Source organism: Terrabacter sp. 01T434 (assembly GCF_056398545.1).
Window position 1 is genome coordinate 129707 of the sequence record NZ_JBFTPP010000011.1, and the last position, 17546, is coordinate 147252.

The 17546-nt window shown below is 70.6% G+C and carries 18 protein-coding genes; 6 read left to right on the forward strand and 12 right to left on the reverse strand.

What is annotated here, in order from left to right:
* Window positions 1–146 precede the first annotated feature (146 nt).
* Both AC1DIW_RS20030 and AC1DIW_RS20035 read right to left on the reverse strand, forming a co-directional pair.
* On the reverse strand, window positions 147–626 hold the full coding sequence (locus AC1DIW_RS20030) for a hypothetical protein (RefSeq protein ID WP_478110406.1): 480 nt from the start codon (window positions 624–626) through the stop codon (window positions 147–149).
* Window positions 623–2545 carry a CARDB domain-containing protein gene (locus AC1DIW_RS20035; protein WP_478110407.1) on the reverse strand — a complete coding sequence of 641 codons (1923 nt, stop codon included), beginning with the start codon at window positions 2543–2545 and terminating at the stop codon, window positions 623–625. The genes AC1DIW_RS20030 and AC1DIW_RS20035 overlap by 4 nt, the downstream gene beginning before the upstream one ends.
* Before the next feature lie 408 nt (window positions 2546–2953).
* On the opposite strand from AC1DIW_RS20035, the gene AC1DIW_RS20040 reads away from it, so the two are divergent.
* Window positions 2954–4309: a wax ester/triacylglycerol synthase domain-containing protein gene (locus AC1DIW_RS20040; protein WP_478110409.1), complete on the forward strand. Its 1356-nt coding sequence runs from the start codon at window positions 2954–2956 to the stop codon at window positions 4307–4309.
* Between the two features lie 12 nt (window positions 4310–4321).
* Here the strand turns inward: AC1DIW_RS20040 and AC1DIW_RS20045 are convergent, their stop codons facing one another.
* Entirely contained in the window at window positions 4322–5716 is a 1395-nt protein-coding gene (locus tag AC1DIW_RS20045; protein ID WP_478110410.1) for a pyridoxal phosphate-dependent decarboxylase family protein, read from the reverse strand.
* 151 nt (window positions 5717–5867) lie between these two features.
* Here AC1DIW_RS20045 and AC1DIW_RS20050 point away from each other — a divergent pair, with 151 nt between their 5' ends.
* The gene (locus tag AC1DIW_RS20050) at window positions 5868–7508 is read left to right on the forward strand and encodes an HNH endonuclease signature motif containing protein (RefSeq protein WP_478110412.1); all 1641 of its coding nucleotides are present in this window, start codon (window positions 5868–5870) and stop codon (window positions 7506–7508) included.
* A gap of 15 nt (window positions 7509–7523) precedes the next feature.
* On the opposite strand, the gene AC1DIW_RS20055 is transcribed toward AC1DIW_RS20050, so the two are convergent.
* The 3 genes from AC1DIW_RS20055 to AC1DIW_RS20065 form a co-directional block, all read right to left on the reverse strand.
* Entirely contained in the window at window positions 7524–7952 is a 429-nt protein-coding gene (locus AC1DIW_RS20055; RefSeq protein WP_478110414.1) for a hypothetical protein, read from the reverse strand.
* Between the two features lie 75 nt (window positions 7953–8027).
* Window positions 8028–9692 (reverse strand): nuclease-related domain-containing DEAD/DEAH box helicase, encoded by a 1665-nt coding sequence (locus AC1DIW_RS20060; protein ID WP_478110415.1) that lies wholly within the window; start codon window positions 9690–9692, stop codon window positions 8028–8030.
* Window positions 9693–9809: 117 nt separating this feature from the next.
* On the reverse strand, window positions 9810–10820 hold the full coding sequence (locus AC1DIW_RS20065) for an aldo/keto reductase family protein (protein ID WP_478110417.1): 1011 nt from the start codon (window positions 10818–10820) through the stop codon (window positions 9810–9812).
* A 225-nt stretch (window positions 10821–11045) separates the two neighbouring features.
* Here AC1DIW_RS20065 and AC1DIW_RS20070 point away from each other — a divergent pair, with 225 nt between their 5' ends.
* Window positions 11046–11453 carry a transferase gene (locus AC1DIW_RS20070; protein ID WP_478110418.1) on the forward strand — a complete coding sequence of 136 codons (408 nt, stop codon included), beginning with the start codon at window positions 11046–11048 and terminating at the stop codon, window positions 11451–11453.
* Between the two features lie 13 nt (window positions 11454–11466).
* On the opposite strand, the gene AC1DIW_RS20075 is transcribed toward AC1DIW_RS20070, so the two are convergent.
* The 4 genes from AC1DIW_RS20075 to AC1DIW_RS20090 form a co-directional block, all read right to left on the reverse strand.
* Window positions 11467–11967 carry an SDR family oxidoreductase gene (locus tag AC1DIW_RS20075; protein WP_478110420.1) on the reverse strand — a complete coding sequence of 167 codons (501 nt, stop codon included), beginning with the start codon at window positions 11965–11967 and terminating at the stop codon, window positions 11467–11469.
* The gene (locus AC1DIW_RS20080; RefSeq protein WP_478110422.1) at window positions 11964–12323 is read right to left on the reverse strand and encodes an SDR family oxidoreductase; all 360 of its coding nucleotides are present in this window, start codon (window positions 12321–12323) and stop codon (window positions 11964–11966) included. The genes AC1DIW_RS20075 and AC1DIW_RS20080 overlap by 4 nt, the downstream gene beginning before the upstream one ends.
* Before the next feature lie 124 nt (window positions 12324–12447).
* Window positions 12448–13086 carry a GTP cyclohydrolase I FolE gene (folE, locus tag AC1DIW_RS20085; RefSeq protein ID WP_478110424.1) on the reverse strand — a complete coding sequence of 213 codons (639 nt, stop codon included), beginning with the start codon at window positions 13084–13086 and terminating at the stop codon, window positions 12448–12450.
* A 35-nt stretch (window positions 13087–13121) separates the two neighbouring features.
* Window positions 13122–13583 (reverse strand): hypothetical protein, encoded by a 462-nt coding sequence (locus AC1DIW_RS20090; RefSeq protein ID WP_478110425.1) that lies wholly within the window; start codon window positions 13581–13583, stop codon window positions 13122–13124.
* A gap of 188 nt (window positions 13584–13771) precedes the next feature.
* Here AC1DIW_RS20090 and AC1DIW_RS20095 point away from each other — a divergent pair, with 188 nt between their 5' ends.
* The 3 genes from AC1DIW_RS20095 (at window position 13772) to AC1DIW_RS20105 (ending at window position 15035) form a co-directional block, all read left to right on the forward strand.
* Entirely contained in the window at window positions 13772–14044 is a 273-nt protein-coding gene (locus AC1DIW_RS20095; RefSeq protein ID WP_478110427.1) for a hypothetical protein, read from the forward strand.
* Between the two features lie 95 nt (window positions 14045–14139).
* Complete coding sequence (locus AC1DIW_RS20100) at window positions 14140–14787, forward strand: RNA polymerase sigma factor (protein ID WP_478110429.1); 648 nt, start codon at window positions 14140–14142, stop codon at window positions 14785–14787.
* Entirely contained in the window at window positions 14784–15035 is a 252-nt protein-coding gene (locus AC1DIW_RS20105) for a hypothetical protein (protein WP_478110430.1), read from the forward strand. Before AC1DIW_RS20100 ends, AC1DIW_RS20105 begins: the two co-directional genes overlap by 4 nt.
* 13 nt (window positions 15036–15048) lie before the next feature.
* Here AC1DIW_RS20105 and AC1DIW_RS20110 read toward each other — a convergent pair whose 3' ends face one another.
* Together AC1DIW_RS20110 and AC1DIW_RS20115 are read right to left on the reverse strand one after the other, a co-directional pair.
* The gene (locus AC1DIW_RS20110) at window positions 15049–16032 is read right to left on the reverse strand and encodes an aldo/keto reductase (RefSeq protein ID WP_478110432.1); all 984 of its coding nucleotides are present in this window, start codon (window positions 16030–16032) and stop codon (window positions 15049–15051) included.
* Window positions 16033–16034: 2 nt separating this feature from the next.
* Window positions 16035–17426 (reverse strand): NAD-dependent malic enzyme, encoded by a 1392-nt coding sequence (locus AC1DIW_RS20115; RefSeq protein ID WP_478110433.1) that lies wholly within the window; start codon window positions 17424–17426, stop codon window positions 16035–16037.
* Between the last annotated feature and the right edge of the window lie 120 nt (window positions 17427–17546).

The following is a 17546-nucleotide window of genomic DNA, read 5'->3' on the forward strand; positions in this document are numbered from 1 at the left end:
GCGCCAGGGCGCATTCGGGGGCGACTTGTGACAGCCCAGACAGCCTGCCCGGACAGCCAGTTCGGAGAGGCCGATGGCGGGGCCGGGTCCGGCCCCGCCATCGGTCTGATGTCAGGTGGGGTGTCAGGTCGAACGTCGGGCAGGCGTCACTTGCCGATGAGCACGCTCACTGACGTGTTGTCGGTGCACTCGGGGATCTCGCGGATGGCCCATCGGCCGCGGAGCCCGTTGCCGGCGAAGTTGGACTCGGCGTCGCGGTGCTCGACCTCACCCTCCGAGGCCGTCCACCCGCGGGTCGAGTAGGCGCCCTGCATGTCGGCGAGCGTCTGCGTGAACGGCTTGGAGGAGACGGCGGTGACGACGGTCCGCCCAGCGCTCCGGGCCTCGACACCGGTCACGACGTACCCGTCAGGCACCGTGGCCTGCACCGGGAAGGAGGCCGGCAGGTCCACCGGCTTCGCATCCTTGGCGCACACCACAGCCGCCGACGTCGCGCTCGAGCCGGGCGCCGCCATCGCAGCCTCCATCTCGTCCGTGCCGCACCCGCCGAGAGCGACACAGGCCCCGAGCGCGGTCACGGCGAGGAGAGCCGCACGTGGTGCGGCTCCCCGACTCGGTCTGCTCACCGGGCCACCTGGGTCTGCCGACGGTTGTCGGACTCGTTCGACTCGCGGATGCGTCCGTCCGGGTCAGCGACGACGACCACCGTGTGAGTGCCCTTGCCGAGCCGCACCCCCGAGAAGGCGACAGCCGTCGACCCGCCGGCCGCGACGTCGACCGGCGCAGCCGTGGCGACGTTGACGCCGTCGACGAGGAGTCGGGTCGTGACCCCTCGCGCCGTCGCCTTGCCGGTGTTCGCCACCGTCGTCGACGTGGCGTACAGCCCGCCCGACCGGGTGACCGACACCGTCGTCGGGGTCAGGTTGGGCAGGGCGTCGTAGGCGGCATACAGCGTGTTGCCCGACTGCTGACGGGCGATGGTGGCGTACGCGTCGAAGTTCTGGGCACCGCCGGGCTGGGTGCAGGCGCCGGTGCAGCCGTCGGCGTAGCCGACCTCGACCCGACCGGTCCGGTCGACGGTGGCGTCCATGAAGTCGAGCAGGTTGCGGTCGTTGCCGCACGTCGTGCCGCCCGTGCAGATGGAGCCGCGCTGAACCGGGTCGCTCGGCGTCGTGTCGACCGTGGCCCAGCTCTTGCCACCGTCGTAGGTCGTCGAGACGTAGAGGTGCCAGACGCCCTTGAAGTTCGTCGCGTCCTGGTAGTTGCCGGGCGTCGTCGTCCCGATGAAGGCGAACGAGGCGCGGTCGTCGTCACCGGCCACGACGACCGGGAACACGGTGTTGTGCACGCCGAGGCTCGCACCGACGTTCTGGTCGTCCGTCCACGTCTTGCCCTTGTCGCGGCTCACGGCGACGCGGGGCGTGCCGTCCGCGGCCTGGTAGCCCATGTAGACGGTGCCCTTGGCGCCGACGCCGACGCTCGGGTCGGAGTCACCCGCCGTGCTGGCCGGGTCCTTGCGGACGGACCAGGTCGTGCCACCGTCCTCCGAGACGGCGACGGCCTGCTTGCCGCCGCACGACTTGTTGGGGACGTAGACGGTGCCGTCGTTCGGGGCGACCTTGACGTGCCCGTGCAGCCCACCGCAGTCGAGGAGGGAGTACATCGGGATGGCTGGTCCGAAGGTCACGCCGCCGTCGTGGCTCGATGCGCAGTTGGCGTCGGCGATGTCCTGGCTGCAGTAGTAGACGGCGTTCGGGTAGGTCGACGTGGGAAGAGCGCCGACGCCGTTGGGCGAGTAGCGGCCGCCGCCGACCGTCTGGTGGTCGACGCCGGAGTTGAGGCCGCCGCCCTGGCTGGGTGACCACGTCTTGCCCTCGTCGTCCGAGTAGCACATGAGTGAGATCTTGCCCGCGAGCTGGCTCTCGAAGACGCGACCGGTCTTGGCATCGGTGAACCCGATGGGGTCCAGTGACGTCGAGCCGCCCGTGGCGCAGCCGTTGGCGGGCTTGGCCGAGACGTCGGACCACGTGACCTTCGACGGGGTGACGCTGTCGTCCCACGTGGCCTTGTACGTGTCATAGAGAGCCTGGTAGAAGGTCGAGCCGGTCGGGTGGCTGCTGCCGATCGACGGCTCACCCGCGTCGTGGGCGCGGGCGAACGACGAGGGTGCGCCGTACTGGCTGAACGTGGGCGGCGTCGCGGTGCTCGGAGCGGGGTTCGCGGGCACGTCCGTGAGGGTGGCCGTCCCGGTGATGGACTCCCCGAGTGGGGCGTAGGGCACGACCCGGACGGTGAAGTCACCGCTCGTCGGGGCGGTGACGATGACCTCGGGGTCCGAGCTCGAGGCGGACGACGCGACGACCGCGCCGGTCGGGTCCAGGAGGTAGACGTCGAAGTCGGCCGCCGCGTTCTGCCAGCCGACCTTGATCGTCAGCTGATGCGTGTCGCCGTAGCCGGCCGGGGTCGCGACGTGCAGCGCGAAGTCGTCGCACAGGTCGGGGCCGCAGGTGACGCCCCCCGTCGCCCCCGTGACGTTGGGGGCCACGAAGGGACCCGCGCCCCATTGGACGGAGGTACTCGTGTCGGACACCGTCCCCGAGGTCGGCGTCGCCGCGAGGGCGGGAGCTGCCACTCCGACAGCCGCCACCAGGGCGGTCGCGGTGAGGAGCGGGAGAGCTCGTGAACGGGTTCTTCTCAACAAGGTCGGCAGCATGTGCGCAACTCCTGGATCCGGTACTGCAGGACACCCCGAGACATCGGGTCGAATGACCGTCGAGCGACGACAGGCGTCCTCGCTCGACGGCTCAACGAGTCGGGTCCGGGGTGGGCTACGGACCGAAAGGTCAAGAGTCGGTCAGGAGAGGCTGGGAGTCGGCTGAATGGTGCCTGAGCCCGTGGCGCCAGGTTGCCGCAAGACGGCCCGCGCGGGCGGGCTGCCGCCTAGCGTCGAACCATGGGGACGCGGACTCCGAGTCCTGGACGGGTTCGAGCCGGCGGTGTCGAGCGGGCCACGCCGAACGATCTCACCACCCTGGCCAGCGACCGAGGGGCCGTGCCGATGAACATCGCCGCGGTGCTCGTCGTCGACGGTGGCGCGCTCCGGGACGAAGCCCAGGTGGCCCGAGCGATCGACGACGGCGTGGCAGCGGTGCCGCGGCTGCGGGAGCGCCTGCGTCCTGCGCCGTTCCTCTGCGGCCGGCCGTACTGGGTCCGCGACGACGACTATCGCGTCGACCGGCATCTGAGCTTCAGCCGCGTCGACAGCGACGACGCGCTCTGGCAGCTGGCGGGAGACCTGGTGTGCCGCAGGCTCCCCCGCGACCGTCCGCTCTGGGGCGCTCACTGGGTCACCGGCCTGGCGGCTGACCGGGCAGCCCTCGTCCTCGTAGCCCACCACGTCCTGGCCGACGGGATCGGCGGCCTCGCGGTGCTGGCCGCGATCACGGACGCCACAAGCGGGCTGACGCGTCCACAGCCTCTTCCGACCAGCACCGCCCACACGCGACGCGCCCTGGCCGCCGAGGCCTGGGGCTCGCACCTGGCCGCCGTGACTTCCGTGCCGTCCCTGGTCGCGCGCGCCCGCTCGGCCGGGGCCGGGATGCGCGACCTGGGCCTACGCGGCACCCGCCCCCGCCTCTGCGCGAGGACCTCCCTCAACCGCCCCACCGGACCCCATCGGCGGCTCTCCGTGGTCGAGGCGCGGACGGAGCTGGTGGTCAAAGCCGCCCACCGGCGCGGCGTCACCGTCAACGACATCGTCCTGACGGCCGTTTCCGAGGCGATGGGCGCCACCCTCGCCGAACGCGACGAACCTGTCGACTCGCTGGTCCTGTCGGTGCCCTACTCGGCGCGCTCGTCGGCCCAGGCCACTCGGCTCGGCAACGAGAGCGGAGTCGTCCCGTTCCGCATCCCGCTCGACGTGGACGTGCAGACCCGGCTCGACACCGTTGCACGCCTCTCGCGCGATCAGCGCTCGCGTCCGCGCGCAGCCACGGCCGCTCCGCTCGGTGTCGCCTTCCGGGGCCTCGCCAGGCTCGGCGCCCTCCAGTGGTTCGTGAACCACCAGAGACTCGTCAACTCGTTCGTCACGAACGTCCGCGGCCCTGCGACGCCGTGGCGCTTCTGCGGGTGCACCGTCAGCCGTCTGGTCCCGATAGCCGTGACCCCCGGAAACGTCGCCGTCAGCTTCGACGTCCTTTCGTATGCCGGGACGCTGGGCATCACCGTCGTCACCGATCCCGAGGTGGTGCCCGACGACACACCGCTCATCGCACACCTTCGGGAAGGGCTGGCCTCACTCGTCGAGTGAGCCGTCCGGCGGTCAGCCGGCGGACTGCTCCACAGCAGTGGCCGCGGCGAGGATCGCGGCGGCGGCGACGTCGATGTCGGACTCGGTGGTCGTGGCGTTCGACACCGAGATGCGGATCAGCCGGCGGCCGTGCCAGGTCGTGCCCCCGACCCAGCACGTGCCGTCGCGCTGCACGGCGTCGATCACCCCATCGATGCGTGCCGGGTCCCCGATGCTGACGAGGACCTGGTTGAGGACGACGTCGTTGTGGATCGTCGCGCCACCGGCCTCGAGACAAAGGGCCATCCGACGGGCCAACGCGCAGCAACGGTCCACGAGCTCGGCCACGCCGTCCGAACCGAGCTCACGGAGCGCGGCCCACACCGCGAATCCCCTTGCCCTCCTGGATGACTCGGGCGTGAGATCGCCCAGAACAGGGTCGGAGACGGAGCCGGACCCGGTGAGGTACGCCGCGGCATACGACATCGTTGCGGCATGCAGCGACGCGTCCGCGCAGAACGCGAGGCCGCAGTCGTAGGGGACGTTGAGCCACTTGTGGGCGTCCGTGCCCCAGGAGTCGGCGAGCTCGATGCCGGCGACGAGATGGGCGGTCCGAGGGCTCGCCGCCGCCCACAGTCCGAAGGCGCCGTCGACATGCACCCACGCTCCCCGCTCGTGCGCCAGGGTCGTGGCCGTCCGGAGGTCGTCACAGGCGCCGGTGTTCACGTTGCCCGCCTGGAGACAGACGATGACGGGCCCGGAGAGGGAGTCGAGAGCTGTACGGAGCCGGTCCACGTCGATGGCGCCCTGGGCGGTCGCTGCGACGGGTTGGATGCTGCTCGTGCCGAAGCCGAGGAGTCGGGCGGCGCGGTCGATCGTCGCATGCCGCTCCTCGCTCGCGACGATGGCAACCCGGGGTGCCCCGAAGAGACCATCCCGGGCGACGTCCCAACCGGCGTCAGCGAGCACGCGCTGACGTCCGACCGCGAGGCCGACCGTGTTGGCGGCCTGGGCGCCGGTGACGAAGCCGACGGACGCCGACCCGGGCAGCCCCAGCAGCTGCTTCGTCCACGTTGCTGCGGCTCGCTCCGCGGCTGCTGCCGCTGGTGACAGGACCTCGTTGTACGCACACTGGTCCCAGCCGGCAGTGAGCATGTCGGCCGCAGTCGCAGCGGGCGATGCGCCTCCGATGACGAACCCGAAGAACCGCGGCCCGACGGTTCCGACGAGGCCGGGACCTGCCGCACTGATGAGGACGTCGACGACGCGATCGGGGTGGGTCGGCCCAGTCGGTAGCGGACCGCCGAAGGCCGCATCGAGCGATCTCTGATCGGGCGAAGGGTGCACCGGCCGGTCTGCCACCGCGGCTCGGTGGCGGGCGGCCTCGGCGGCAGCGCGAGTGAAGAGCTGGTGCAGGTCAACGTCCATCTCCCGCACGCTCCTCCGCAGCTCTGGGCAGACGCAAGAGGCGGGCGCGCCTTGAGGCTGGGAGGGTCGTCCCGCTCGCCGCCCCGACCGGGCCGCGAATCTACTTGGGAACGCTTGACCATTTAGTCGAACATGTGTTCTACAATGGATCATGGACGGGACAGGGGAAGCGGCGGGCATGGCGTCGCTCGGCGCCGCCCACACGGGCGAGGCAGTCGTTGATCTCGACCGTCTCGCCGGCCTGTTCCGGATCCGCGCAGAGAGTCGCACCCCGGTTCGGCAGCGCGACCTCCCGCTGCTCGAGCGCACCCTGCGCAAGCAGGTGGCCGAGTCCCTGCTCACCCACGTGATGCCGGCGCTCGTGAGCGAGCTGCTCGAGGCCGTCGCCGACGACCTGACATCCGTTGCCCCGGACGAGGCTCGATCAGAGCTCGAGGCCGAGGCTGATGCCGAGCTGCGAGTCGTCGAGTCGGTCGAGCGGTGCAAGGCGGTCCTGGACGCCGTCGGCCTGGAGGCCCTGGCTCGCCTGCGCTCGACCATCGAGTCGAGCGAGCTGGCGCGCTTCGCCGATCTCGGTCGGACGAAACCGCCCGGATGGATCGACGCCGACGAGCTGACGGGCATGGAGGTCTGCACGGCGACCGGGCTCGGCACGCATGAGGTGCGCGCGCGCCTGGCCCTCGCCACCGCGGGCACGCCGGGTGCCGCATCGTTGCGGAGTCGTCTTCAGCGAGGTGCGGTGACTCTCTACCGCGCCTGCACGATGCAGTCCGAGATCGCCGCGTTGCCCGTCGAGTGCGGCCCTGACATCGTCGACGCCGTCCTTCGGCCCAAGGACGGTGCGCCGCCCTCCCCCACTCTCTTCCGTCAGCGACTGACCCGCGCATGCCTGGCTGCCGACCGCGAGGCTGCCGACCGCCGACGCAGGGCGCGGCGCCGGCGTGGTGCTCACGCGCAGATCGACCGCGACGGCTTCGGGGTGCTCAACCTCGTCAACGACGCGGACAAGGTCATCGCCGCGATGGAGCGCGTCGACGCCATTGCCCGCGCCGCCCGACAGGCAGGTGATCCCCGCGACCTCGACTCGCTCCGCGCCGACGTCATCACCGACATCCTCATGTTCGGCTGGCCCGAGAGCGCCGCCGTCCCCGGTGCGGCTCCGGGTTCGCCGGCCGGGCCCGACCACGCGTCCCAACGCGTCAGTGAGTGGTTCACCCGTCTGGGGCGGCGGCCGGCGGCCGCCATCACGCTCGTCATCCCGTGGACGACGGCCGTCGGCCTCACCGGTGCGCCTTGCGAGGTCGTCGGCCACGGATGGGTCACAGCCGACCATGCCCGTCAGATCATGCTCAACGACGACTCGACGTGGCGCCGCCTCCGCGTCGACGCCGAGACTGGAGCCGCCCTGCACCTCGAGACGCGCGCCTACCGGCCGACTGCGGCGATGCGGGCGCACGTCGAGGCTGTCGACGGCACCTGCCGCGCGCCAGGCTGCACGGTCCCAGCCGCTCGGTGCGACCTCGACCACGACATCCCATGGCCACACGGCCCGACAGAGGTCGCGAACCTCACCAGCAAGCACCGGGCGCACCACAACCTGCACACCAACGGGCACTGGTTCGTGGGGCGCGACGGCGATCGAGTTCGATGGCGCACCAAGGCCGCCCGCATCTACGACACCTGCCCGAAGGATTGGCTCGAGGCGGTCCGCGACGAAGCAAGGGCGCCCTCCACCCGGAAGGGCAGTACCTCATTGTCGAGGTCTCTGGGGAACGATCACCCGCCTTTCTGACCATCCCCTTCGGCGTCAGGAAACCGCCGAGAGCGGTTCGGGGAGCCTGAAGACGCCATCGGCCGTCGCGAGGTAGTAGCCGAGCAGGTCGACGTCATGGTCGGCACACCGGTCGATCGCCATCTGGTGCCACGCTCGATCGGTGTCGTTCGGCGCGGTCCCATGCGGTCGCCCTCGGCCGATGAGGACCGCGCCGTCGTTCTCGGCCACGAGCGGCAGCAGCATGTCGAGCAGCTGGGCGAAGCCGCCGGCCTCGGCATCCGGCGGCACGTCATGCAGCACGACCGGCTGGATGCCTCGGTCCTCGGAGTCGCAGATCATGACGGCGACGCACCCCGTCGCCCGGTCCGCGTCGCTGATGATGAGGTCGATGACGTCCGCCGCGACGCGTCGGTTGGTCAGAGGGATCTCGTTGGCCCGAGGGGGCAGGTCTTCGAAGGTCATGGCCGCCATGGTCGTCTCGTGGGCCACCGGCCCGTCGAAGTTGTCCCCAGCCTGTTCAGGCTTCGACGACGAAGATCAGCAGATGCCGAGTCGGTGCGCCACCTGGTCGCCGCCGATCTCGCGGATGAAGCCGGGCTCGCCGACCACGACGAGCTCGTCCGTGGCACGGGACATGCCGACGTAGAGCATCTCGCGTGCGCGATCGGTGTTCTTCGCGTTGACGCAGAGCACGACGGCCCGACGCTCGAGGCCCTTGCAGCCGAGGACGTGGCCGTAGAAGACATCGTCGTTGTCCCAGAAGGAGCGCCAGTAGCCGACGTGTCCGTCGGCCTCCTGCCGCTCGACCTGCGCGGGGTGGCGTGATCCCATGGTCAGCAGCGCCACGTGTTGCGGCTGCCAGCCCTCCTCGAGGAGCAGGTCCACCTGGTCGTCGGAGCTGCTGATCGCATCCTCGCGAGCGCACGGCACGAAGCGGACGTCGGCGCCCGGCCCCCCGCGCAGGTGCATCCGCATGGGGGCGAGCGGCCCGAACGCCCGAGCGATCTGCTGGGTGTTGCGCAAGTTGTGGTCGAGCACCAGCGGGACGAGCGGCACCGGTGGTTGACCGAAACGGGCGAAGATCCGCTGGTTCTCGTCCGAGTAGACGTAGAGGCCGCCCTCGTCCTCGTCGCGCAGCGCCTTCATCAGCGGGTGCCACCAGTGGTCGGCGAAGTCCTGTGCTTCGTCGACGATCACGGCATCGAACTTCTTGCCGTCAGACAGGCCTGCGGCGATCTCGGTCATGCGCGCCGCCAGGTCTCGCTCCCAGAAGACGGCGTCGTTGCGGTCGTGCGACGCCGTGTCGATGCCCCACTCGTTGGCGAGGTCCTCGAACGACCCCACGAACGCGGGCCGGTGGTGGCGCGGCACCCCGGCGAGCTGTCGCTTGAAGTACTGCGAGAGCCCGATCGAGTAGCAGACGAGAGCGACACGCTGCGACCTGCGCTCTCCCTGCCCGCGGGTCAGGTCCTTGGCCTGGGTGAGGGCGAGGATCGTCTTGCCGCTGCCGGCTCCCCCGCGGATCTCCATCCGGTTGATGAGCCGGGTCACCGATAGGAGGGCGGCCTGCTCCTGCGTCAGGCGGTCCGCGACAGCCTCGCGGTCGTCGGCCTCGGCGGCCACGTCGTGGAGGGGGAGACTCCGTCCGGCCAGGATCTCGACGACGAGGTCGAGGTCGTCCTCATCCGGGCGACGACACGCGGTCTCCTGCCGAGCCACGACGTCGCGCAGTCGCTCGGCGAGGTGGTCGAGGTCGCCCCTGCCCGAGATGGTCCACCGAGGACAGTCCGGCGTGGCGAAGTCGTCCGCGAGATCGCTGAAGGGCAAGACGATCGCATGGCCCCACCGGATGCGCCGACAGGACGAGTCGCGCCACCGCGGGTCGCGCTCGACGTACTCACGCAGGGCGTACTTGCCCTCGCGGGCCTGGTCAACGGGATGGACGAGGTTGTCCCGCCGGTTGCCCTGGCGCCACTGTCCCTGCTCGTCGACCCAGACCGACCCGCCCTTGACCTCGACGACGACGACGCCCTCGCCTGGCATGAGCACGACGAGGTCGAGCTCATGGTCCTTCTTCGCGGTCGTCAGCCGCTGGTTGGCCAGCACGATCCAGTCGGCGTCCTTCTGCCGTTGCAGCAGGTCCCACACGACCCGCTCCGACTCGTGCGCGAAGCGCGGTGTCTCCCCCGTGACCCTGACCATGGCGCGACGCTAGCCGCTCGGGGTGACACGGAGGGCGTATGGCGTCCGGCGCGTCCCAGCGGAACGCGGCGGACGGCATACGCCCTCGGTGGTGATGCCCTGCTCAGGGAGCGAGCGTCAGGCGACGCGCTGCTGGGGCGCAGTCTCCTTCGTCTTGCCCGGGTCCTTCTCGACGATGTCGCCGAGGACGTCGTCGATCTTGGTCATGAGCTGGGGCTCGAGCTTCACGCCTGCGGCCTTGACGTTCTCGGCGACCTGCTCGGGACGTGAGGCGCCGACCAGCGCGGCTGCGACGTTCGGGTTCTGCAGCACCCAGGCGACGGCGAGCTGGGCCATCGTCAGGCCGGCCTCGTCGGCGATCGGCTTGAGGTTCTGCACGCGGGTCAGCACGTCGTCGTTCATGAACCGCTTGATCATGTCGGCGCCGCCCTTCTCGTCGGCGGCACGCGAGCCCTCCGGCGGCTGCTGGCCGGGCTGGTACTTGCCGGTCAGGACGCCCTGCGCGATGGGGCTCCACACGATCTGGCTGACGCCGAGCTCCTCGCACGTCGGCACGACCTCGTCCTCGATGACGCGCCACAGCATGGAGTACTGCGGCTGGCTCGAGATGAGCTGGAAGCCGAGCTCCTTCGCGAGAGTGACGCCCTCGCGGATCTGGTCTGCCGTCCACTCGCTGACGCCGATGTAGAGCGCCTTGCCCTGGCGGACGACGTCGGCGAAGGCCTGCATCGTCTCCTCGAGCGGCGTCTCGGTGTCGTAGCGGTGGGCCTGGTAGAGGTCGACGTAGTCGGTCTGGAGCCGCTCGAGCGACCCGTTGATCGACTCCATGATGTGCTTGCGCGACAGCCCGGTGTCGTTCTTGCCGCCGGGGCCGGTGGGCCAGTAGACCTTCGTGAAGATCTCGAGGCTCTCGCGCCGCTCGCCCTTCAGGGCCTCGCCGAGGACGCTCTCGGCCTTGGTGTTGGCGTAGACGTCGGCGGTGTCGAAGGTGCTGATGCCGGCATCGAGCGCGGCCCGGACGCACTTGGTGGCCACGTCGTTCTCGACCTGCGAGCCGTGCGTGAGCCAGTTGCCGTAGGTGATCTCGGAGATCTTGAGTCCGCTGTTGCCGAGGTATCGGAAGTTCATTCGTCTACCGTATGCCGCCCTACCGACACCGCCAGAGGCGCCTGGTCGCCTGGTGAGACGGGACGAATCGGGCGTGGCTGGAACTGTCGGTGCGGGTAAGAACGTTGATCGAGAGCCGGTGCAGAAGCGCCGGTGACCGCGGAATCTTCATTCTTACTTGAACGTTGATCCGCACGAGGAACGCGTGGGCAGAGTGCTCATGCCCGGACCAGAAGGGGGTGCACCATGAGGCGAAGGAAGTATGAGGAGTTCGAAGAGGACAACGGAACCATGCTGCGCTACGCCCGCCACGACAACGGTGGCGGATTCGTCGAGTCGCACGCCCACGTCGCCCCGACGGCCTTCGTCGGCGAGCACGCCTACGTCGACCGTGGAGCGGTCGTCGGAGAGGGCGTCCGTATCGCCGGTGGCGCCTGGATCGACCGTGGGGCGGTCGTCCACGACGGAGCCAGCGTCGGCACCACCGCGCACGTCGCTCCCGGCGCGGTGATCGGCCGGGACGCCCGGATCGGTGCGCGTGCCAAGATCGGCGCCGACGCGCACGTCTGGGACGGGGCGCGCGTCGACAGCGACGACGTCATTCGACCTGGTGCTGTCGTCCGCTCGAGCTCCCCGCGCCGCCACGCGGCCTGAGCTCACCCCGGTCTCAGCCGGTCGCTGCCTGCGCGAGGTCGTGCACCGAGGTGCACGGCAGCCAGGGGTATGCCGCGTGGCCGGCTGACGCGTCGAAGCGCAGGTCGGCGTGATCCATGGCCAGGCTCATGCGGACCAGACGGGCCATCGACGGTCGGACGGGTCGGGCGGCCTGACCCATGACCTGCAGCGCCAGACGTGGCAGGTGACGGGGAGCCACGTCCGGCCGGACCATCCCTGCGAGTTCGTTCAGCGTGAGGTCGTCAGGTCCTCCGACGTCGATCACCTGCCCGCGCAGGGACGGGTCCGTGGCCGCACGGGTGACGGCGACAGCGACGTCCTCGACGCTGACGAAGTTGATCGGGTTGGTCCCGTCGCCGAAGACCTGCGGCCCCTTGCCACCGGCCGCCGTCTGCGCGAGCATCTCGATCCACATCTCGGCGAAGGCCGACGCTCGCACGATGGTCCAGGCGACGCCGCTCGCCCGCAGGTGCTGCTCGGCCGCCCACTTCATCCGGTGGAGCTCCATCGGGTGGTGCGCCGACGCGTCGACGAGGGAGACGAGGACGACAGCGGCTCCACGCGTCCTCGATGCCTCGATGAGGGCGATGTTGCCGTCGCGGTCGACCTCGGCCGGCGACTCCCCGCGCCCGGCGACATGCCGTGCGCGGCCGCCACGACCGTGTCGACGCCGTTCAGCGCCGGCGCCAGGGTCGACGGGTCGCGCAGGTCGGCGGCGACGAACTCCATCCCGGGGACCGCGGTGCTCGTCGCCGACCTCGCAACGACTCGGACGTGCTCACCTGCCTCGACGAGGCGTGCCGACACGAGACGACCGAGGCGGCCGGTGCCGCCGATGACCGCGATCATGGCCGTTGTCCTTCCGGGACTGCCCCTTGGCGCGGGACACGCGGCGCGGGTGGACCTCGCGTCCCCCTCAGGCTGCCACCGGACGGCATAGGCGGTCAGCCGGTTGCGTCGATCCGTGTGCCGCTCAGCCGGGCGGCCGGGTCAGGGCGAGGAACTCGGCGCGGGAGCGGGAGTCCTCACGCAGGACTCCGAGCAGGCTCGACGTGATGGTCGTGGTCCCCGGAGCCTGCACGCCCCGCAGGGTCATGCACAGGTGCTCGGCCTCGATGACCACCCCGACGCCGACGGGTGAGAGCTGGGCGCTCAACCAGTCGGCCACCTGGACCGTCAGCCTCTCCTGCACCTGCGGGCGCGAGGCGAAGTGTTCGAGGACCCGAGCCAGCTTCGACAGCCCGAGGATGCGCGTGGCCGGCAGGTAGCCGATGTGGGCGGTCCCGACGAACGGCAGCATGTGGTGCTCGCACAGCGATCGGAGCGGAATGCTTCTCGCGACGATGAGCTCGTCGTAGCCGCCGTCGTTGGGGAACGTCGTCAGGTGGAAGGGTCTGGGGCTCATCAGCTCGGCCAGGGAGGCCGCCATCCGCTCCGGCGTGCGGGCCAGGGACTCGTTGTCGAGGTCGACGCCCAGGGCCTCCAACAGGATGCGCGCTCCGGCCGCTGCACGTTCGAGGTCCGGTTCCGCGACGGCACCGGTGCCCGACCATGTGCGAGTGCGTTGGTGCGCCGGGGGCGTGGCCTCTGGCCGGAAGAGTGACGGATTCACGGGATGGGTCCTTCCTGGGGTGCGGGCATGACGGCTCAGCCGCGGCGCAGCGGCCACGTCAGGGGTCGCGGGTCGAAGCGGGTGGCCAGCCGCTGCAGCGCCACGGCCGCGAGCAGCAGCCCGAAGTCGCGCAGCGCCACGTCGTAGAAGCCGGGGAGGAGGAGCAGGTTGACGATGATCCCGCCGAGCCAGGCGGCCACGACGACAGCGCCGAGACGAGGGTGGAACGCCACGACGAGGCCGGCAACGACCTCGACGACGCCCACGGCATACATGGCCTGGTGGGGCGTGACCGGCAGTGGCCGTGAGAGGACGGGAGCGAGGTACTGGTCCCACTGGACGAGGACGTTCGCGAACTTGTCGAGTCCGAAGACGATCGGCGCGACCACGAAGGCCGTCCGCAGAACGGCGTACGCCTGGTGTGCCGGGTCGCTGCCCTGCGATGGGGTGCGTGCCTGGCGCTCGAGGATCGAGCGGTGGCTTCCGATGGTGACCATGTGTCCTCCTGGACAGGTGACGCGGTGTCCGACCTGCCGCTCTCGAGGACATCGAGGACATCGAGGACATCGAGGCGCGACGGTGGGACGCTGACGGAGTGTTAGTGCGGTCAGGGACCACAGGTCTTACCGGGGGTGCGAGGTCCGTCGCCGGTAAGACGGGAGCCGCTCGCGGCGGCAAACAGAGCATGATCACCGACCAGTTCCGCCCTCGCTCCTCACCGGCGCCCTGCCGCTCGTCAGGGCCTCCGCTCGACGTCGCCCAGTGGCGCTGGTGCCGGCTGCGCGAGGCCGGGTTCCCGGCCGCCTTGGCCATGTCGTTGGCCGGCAAGCACATCGACCTGCACGCCCTGCTCGAGCTCGTCGACGCCGGCTGCCCGCCCGAGCTCGCGGCACGGATCCTCTCGCCTCTCGACGACGTGGACGCCGCTGTACACATCGACGAGCCGCGGGCGAGCTGATGACGGCCGTGGAAAGGGACGACCTGTCCTCCGTCGGCGTCCGCTCATCGTCGGCCGGGGACTCTGCCGGCGCTCGGAACGGCGAGGCGGACACCGTGGACTGGGTCGCCGCGCTCGGCGGCACCGGTCCTAGCCAGGTGTCGGCGCTGCGCGAGCTCCACTCGCTGATGATCCGCGCGGCCGGTCACCAGGTGTGGCGGATGCGGGCAGCGTTGCCCGACCCCTCGCCCGGTGCGGTCGACGTCATCGTCAACCAGGCGGCGGACGAGGCCATGACCGCGCTCCTCGGCAAGCTGCACACCTTCCAGGGCAGGAGCCGCTTCACGACGTGGGCGTTCAAGTTCGCCATCCTCCAGGCGGCGACCGAGGTGCGGCGCCTGCAGTGGCAGCACCGCGAGGTCGAGCTGCGCGACCTCGAGCAGCCGTCACCTGCACACGACGGTCCGGAGCTGTCCGCGGAAGGCACCGACCTCGCGAGCGCAGTGGGCCAGGCGATGAGCCGGGTCCTCACCCCCTACCAACGACGCATCGCGGTCGCGCTCCTCGTCGATGCAGTCCCCATCGACGTCCTCGCCGAACGACTCGGCACCAGCCGCGGGGCCCTCTACAAGGCACTCCACGACGTGCGTTCCCGCCTCCGACGCGAGCTCACCGTCAAGGGCTATCTCCTTGCGTCACAGGCACACTCACCCCGGACTCCCCAGACAGATCACGACCCCACCCCCTCGGCAGGCACGCCATGAGCCAGACACCCCGACCCCGCCCCCGACCGCGACCCGTTGCGTTGACCGAGCAGGCGGTCGAGTCGCTCCTGCAGGACACGACGCCCTGGCTCTCGTGCGAGGAGTGCTTCGAGCGGATGGACACCTATGCCGAGGCATCGGTCCACGACCCGCAGCACCGCGACGATGCGATGACCACGCACCTGCGCGGGTGCGCCGCCTGCGACGAGGAGGCACGGTCGCTCATCGACCTCTTGAGAGCGCGGTGACGACCCGACCCGGTCACCAGCGGCTGTGGACGTGCTCGCGGATCTCCTCGTCGTAGATGTCCCGCAGCCCGTCGAGGACCTCGTCGCCGAGCGGGTCGAGGGTCGCCGCAGCCACGTTGCCGTGCACCTGTGCCGCATTGCGGGCGCCGGGGATGACGGTGCTGACGCCGGCCTGGTCGAGGATCCAGCGCAGCGCCACCTGGGCCGCAGGGTGCGGCTGGGCCAGTGCCGTCACCCGCCGCGCGGCCCGCACTCCGAGCTCGAACGGCACGCCGGCGAAGGTCTCCCCCACGTCGAAGGCGTCACCGCCACGGTTGTACGTCCGGTGGTCCCCGGGCGAGAAGGTCGTGCCCTCGTCGTACCTGCCCGACAGCAGCCCGCTCGCGAGCGGCACGCGAGCGATGATCCCGACCCCGGCGGCCGCAGCAGCGGGCAGCACCTGTTCGAGCGGCTTGCGCCGGAAGGCGTTGAGGACGATCTGCACGGTCGCGACGTCGGGCCGGGCCATCGCCGTCAGCGCCTCGTCGCACGTCTCCACCGAGACGCCGTATGCCGCAATGGCGCCCTCGTCGACGAGGGTGTCCAGGGCGTCGTAGACGCGATCGTCGGAGAGGACCGGTGTCGGCGGGCAGTGCAGCTGGACGAGGTCGAGGCGGTCGACGCCGAGGTTGCGGCGGCTGCGGTCGGTCCAAACCCGGAACGCATCGATCGTGAATGCCTCGGGCACGTGCGGATCGGCCCGGCGGCCCATCTTCGTCGCGACCGTGAGCCCGGCGTCGGGGCGCTCGGCGAGGAGCCTGCCGATGAGCGTCTCGCTGCGGCCGTCACCGTAGACGTCCGCGGTGTCGAGGAAGGTGACGCCGTCATCGACCGCCGCGTGGAGGACGGCCATGGCGTCGGACTCGTCGACGTCGCCCCAGTCGGCGCCGAGCTGCCAGCAGCCCAGACCGACGACGGAGACCTGACGACCGGTGCGACCGAGCTGACGTGTCTGCATGGTCAGAGCCTGGCCGGACCCGCCACACGAAGCACGGCGGCCGCCACCGCCGGGGCGACGCTGGCGTCGAAGACGCTCGGGATGATGAAGCTCGCGTTGAGCTCGCCGGGATGGACCGAGTCGGCGATCGCCGAGGCAGCCGCGACCATCATCGCGTCGGTGATCTCGGAGACGTGGGCGTCGAGGAGCCCGCGGAAGAAGCCGGGAAAGACGAGGACGTTGTTGATCTGGTTCGGCGCGTCGGAGCGACCGGTCGCCACGACCGCCGCGTGCTCGCTGGCGGCGATCGGGTCGACCTCGGGGACCGGGTTGGCGAGGGCGAAGACGATCGCGTCCGGCGCCATCGTCGCGATGTCGTCGCCGGTGAGCAGGTCCGGCGCCGAGACGCCGATGAAGACGTCGGCGCCGACGAGGACCTGCTTGAGGGTGCCGCTCTGACGCCGGGGGTTGGTGTGGTCGGCGATCCACTGGCGGAAGGGCTCCATCCCCTCTCCGCCGTTGTGCACCGCACCAGTGCGGCCACACGCGACGATGTCGCGCGCGCCCTGGGTGAGCAGGAGGCGGATGATCGCGTGACCGGCCGCGCCGACGCCGGAGACGACGATGCGCACGTCGTCGATGGACTTGTTGACGACCCGGAGCGCGTTCTTCAGGGCCGCGAGGACGACGATCGCCGTGCCGTGCTGGTCGTCGTGGAAGACGGGGATGTCGAGCAACTCCCGCAGTCGAGCCTCGATCTCGAAACACCTTGGCGCAGAGATGTCCTCGAGGTTGATGCCGCCGTAGACAGGCGCGATCGCCTGCACCGTGGCGACGATCGCGTCCGAGTCCTGGGTGTCGAGACAGACAGGCCACGCGTCGACGCCGCCGAACTGCTTGAAGAGCGCCGCCTTGCCCTCCATGACCGGCAGGGCTGCGAGCGGGCCGATGTTGCCGAGACCGAGCACCGCCGACCCGTCGGTGACGACAGCGACGGTGTTGCGCTTGATGGTCAGGCGGCGGGCGTCCTCGGGGTGCTCGGCGATGGCCAGACAGATGCGAGCGACTCCGGGCGTGTAGGCGCGCGAGAGGTCGTCGCGGTGCTTGAGCGGCACCTTGGGGTTGACCTCGATCTTGCCGCCGAGGTGGAGCAGGAACGTCTGGTCACTGACCTTGCGGACCACGGCACCGGGGATGGCCGCGATCGCCTCGGTGATGAGGTGTCCGTGGGCCTCGTCCCTCGTGTCGCAGGTGACATCGACGACGAGGCGATCGGTCCGGCTCTCCGCGACGTCGAGGGCAGTGAGCGCGCCGCCCGTCGAGGCGACGGCCGTCGTGAGGGCCGCGGTCGCGTTGGCCGCGGCCGGAACCTCGACCCGGACCGTGATCGAGTAGCCGGGACTCGGGATGGCCATGACAGTCCTCTCGCGCGATGCAACGTTGCCGATGCCTCATCCTCCACCCGCGACGGCAAGGGACCGTGCACAACGTCGACCATCGACGTGGTGCACGGTCCCTGCGGTGCTGTGCGGTGC

Coding starts and splice junctions, on each gene's coding strand:
- AC1DIW_RS20055 (WP_478110414.1), bottom strand. CDS start 7,952: ATGACCTTCGAAGACCTGCCCCCTCGGGCCAACGAGATCCCTCTGACC.
- AC1DIW_RS20090 (WP_478110425.1), bottom strand. CDS start 13,583: ATGGTCACCATCGGAAGCCACCGCTCGATCCTCGAGCGCCAGGCACGC.
- AC1DIW_RS20045 (WP_478110410.1), bottom strand. CDS start 5,716: ATGGACGTTGACCTGCACCAGCTCTTCACTCGCGCTGCCGCCGAGGCC.
- AC1DIW_RS20050 (WP_478110412.1), top strand. CDS start 5,868: ATGGACGGGACAGGGGAAGCGGCGGGCATGGCGTCGCTCGGCGCCGCC.
- AC1DIW_RS20105 (WP_478110430.1), top strand. CDS start 14,784: ATGAGCCAGACACCCCGACCCCGCCCCCGACCGCGACCCGTTGCGTTG.
- AC1DIW_RS20075 (WP_478110420.1), bottom strand. CDS start 11,967: ATGAAGTGGGCGGCCGAGCAGCACCTGCGGGCGAGCGGCGTCGCCTGG.
- AC1DIW_RS20065 (WP_478110417.1), bottom strand. CDS start 10,820: ATGAACTTCCGATACCTCGGCAACAGCGGACTCAAGATCTCCGAGATC.
- AC1DIW_RS20040 (WP_478110409.1), top strand. CDS start 2,954: ATGGGGACGCGGACTCCGAGTCCTGGACGGGTTCGAGCCGGCGGTGTC.
- AC1DIW_RS20080 (WP_478110422.1), bottom strand. CDS start 12,323: ATGATCGCGGTCATCGGCGGCACCGGCCGCCTCGGTCGTCTCGTGTCG.
- AC1DIW_RS20095 (WP_478110427.1), top strand. CDS start 13,772: ATGATCACCGACCAGTTCCGCCCTCGCTCCTCACCGGCGCCCTGCCGC.
- AC1DIW_RS20070 (WP_478110418.1), top strand. CDS start 11,046: ATGAGGCGAAGGAAGTATGAGGAGTTCGAAGAGGACAACGGAACCATG.
- AC1DIW_RS20110 (WP_478110432.1), bottom strand. CDS start 16,032: ATGCAGACACGTCAGCTCGGTCGCACCGGTCGTCAGGTCTCCGTCGTC.
- AC1DIW_RS20115 (WP_478110433.1), bottom strand. CDS start 17,426: ATGGCCATCCCGAGTCCCGGCTACTCGATCACGGTCCGGGTCGAGGTT.
- AC1DIW_RS20060 (WP_478110415.1), bottom strand. CDS start 9,692: ATGGTCAGGGTCACGGGGGAGACACCGCGCTTCGCGCACGAGTCGGAG.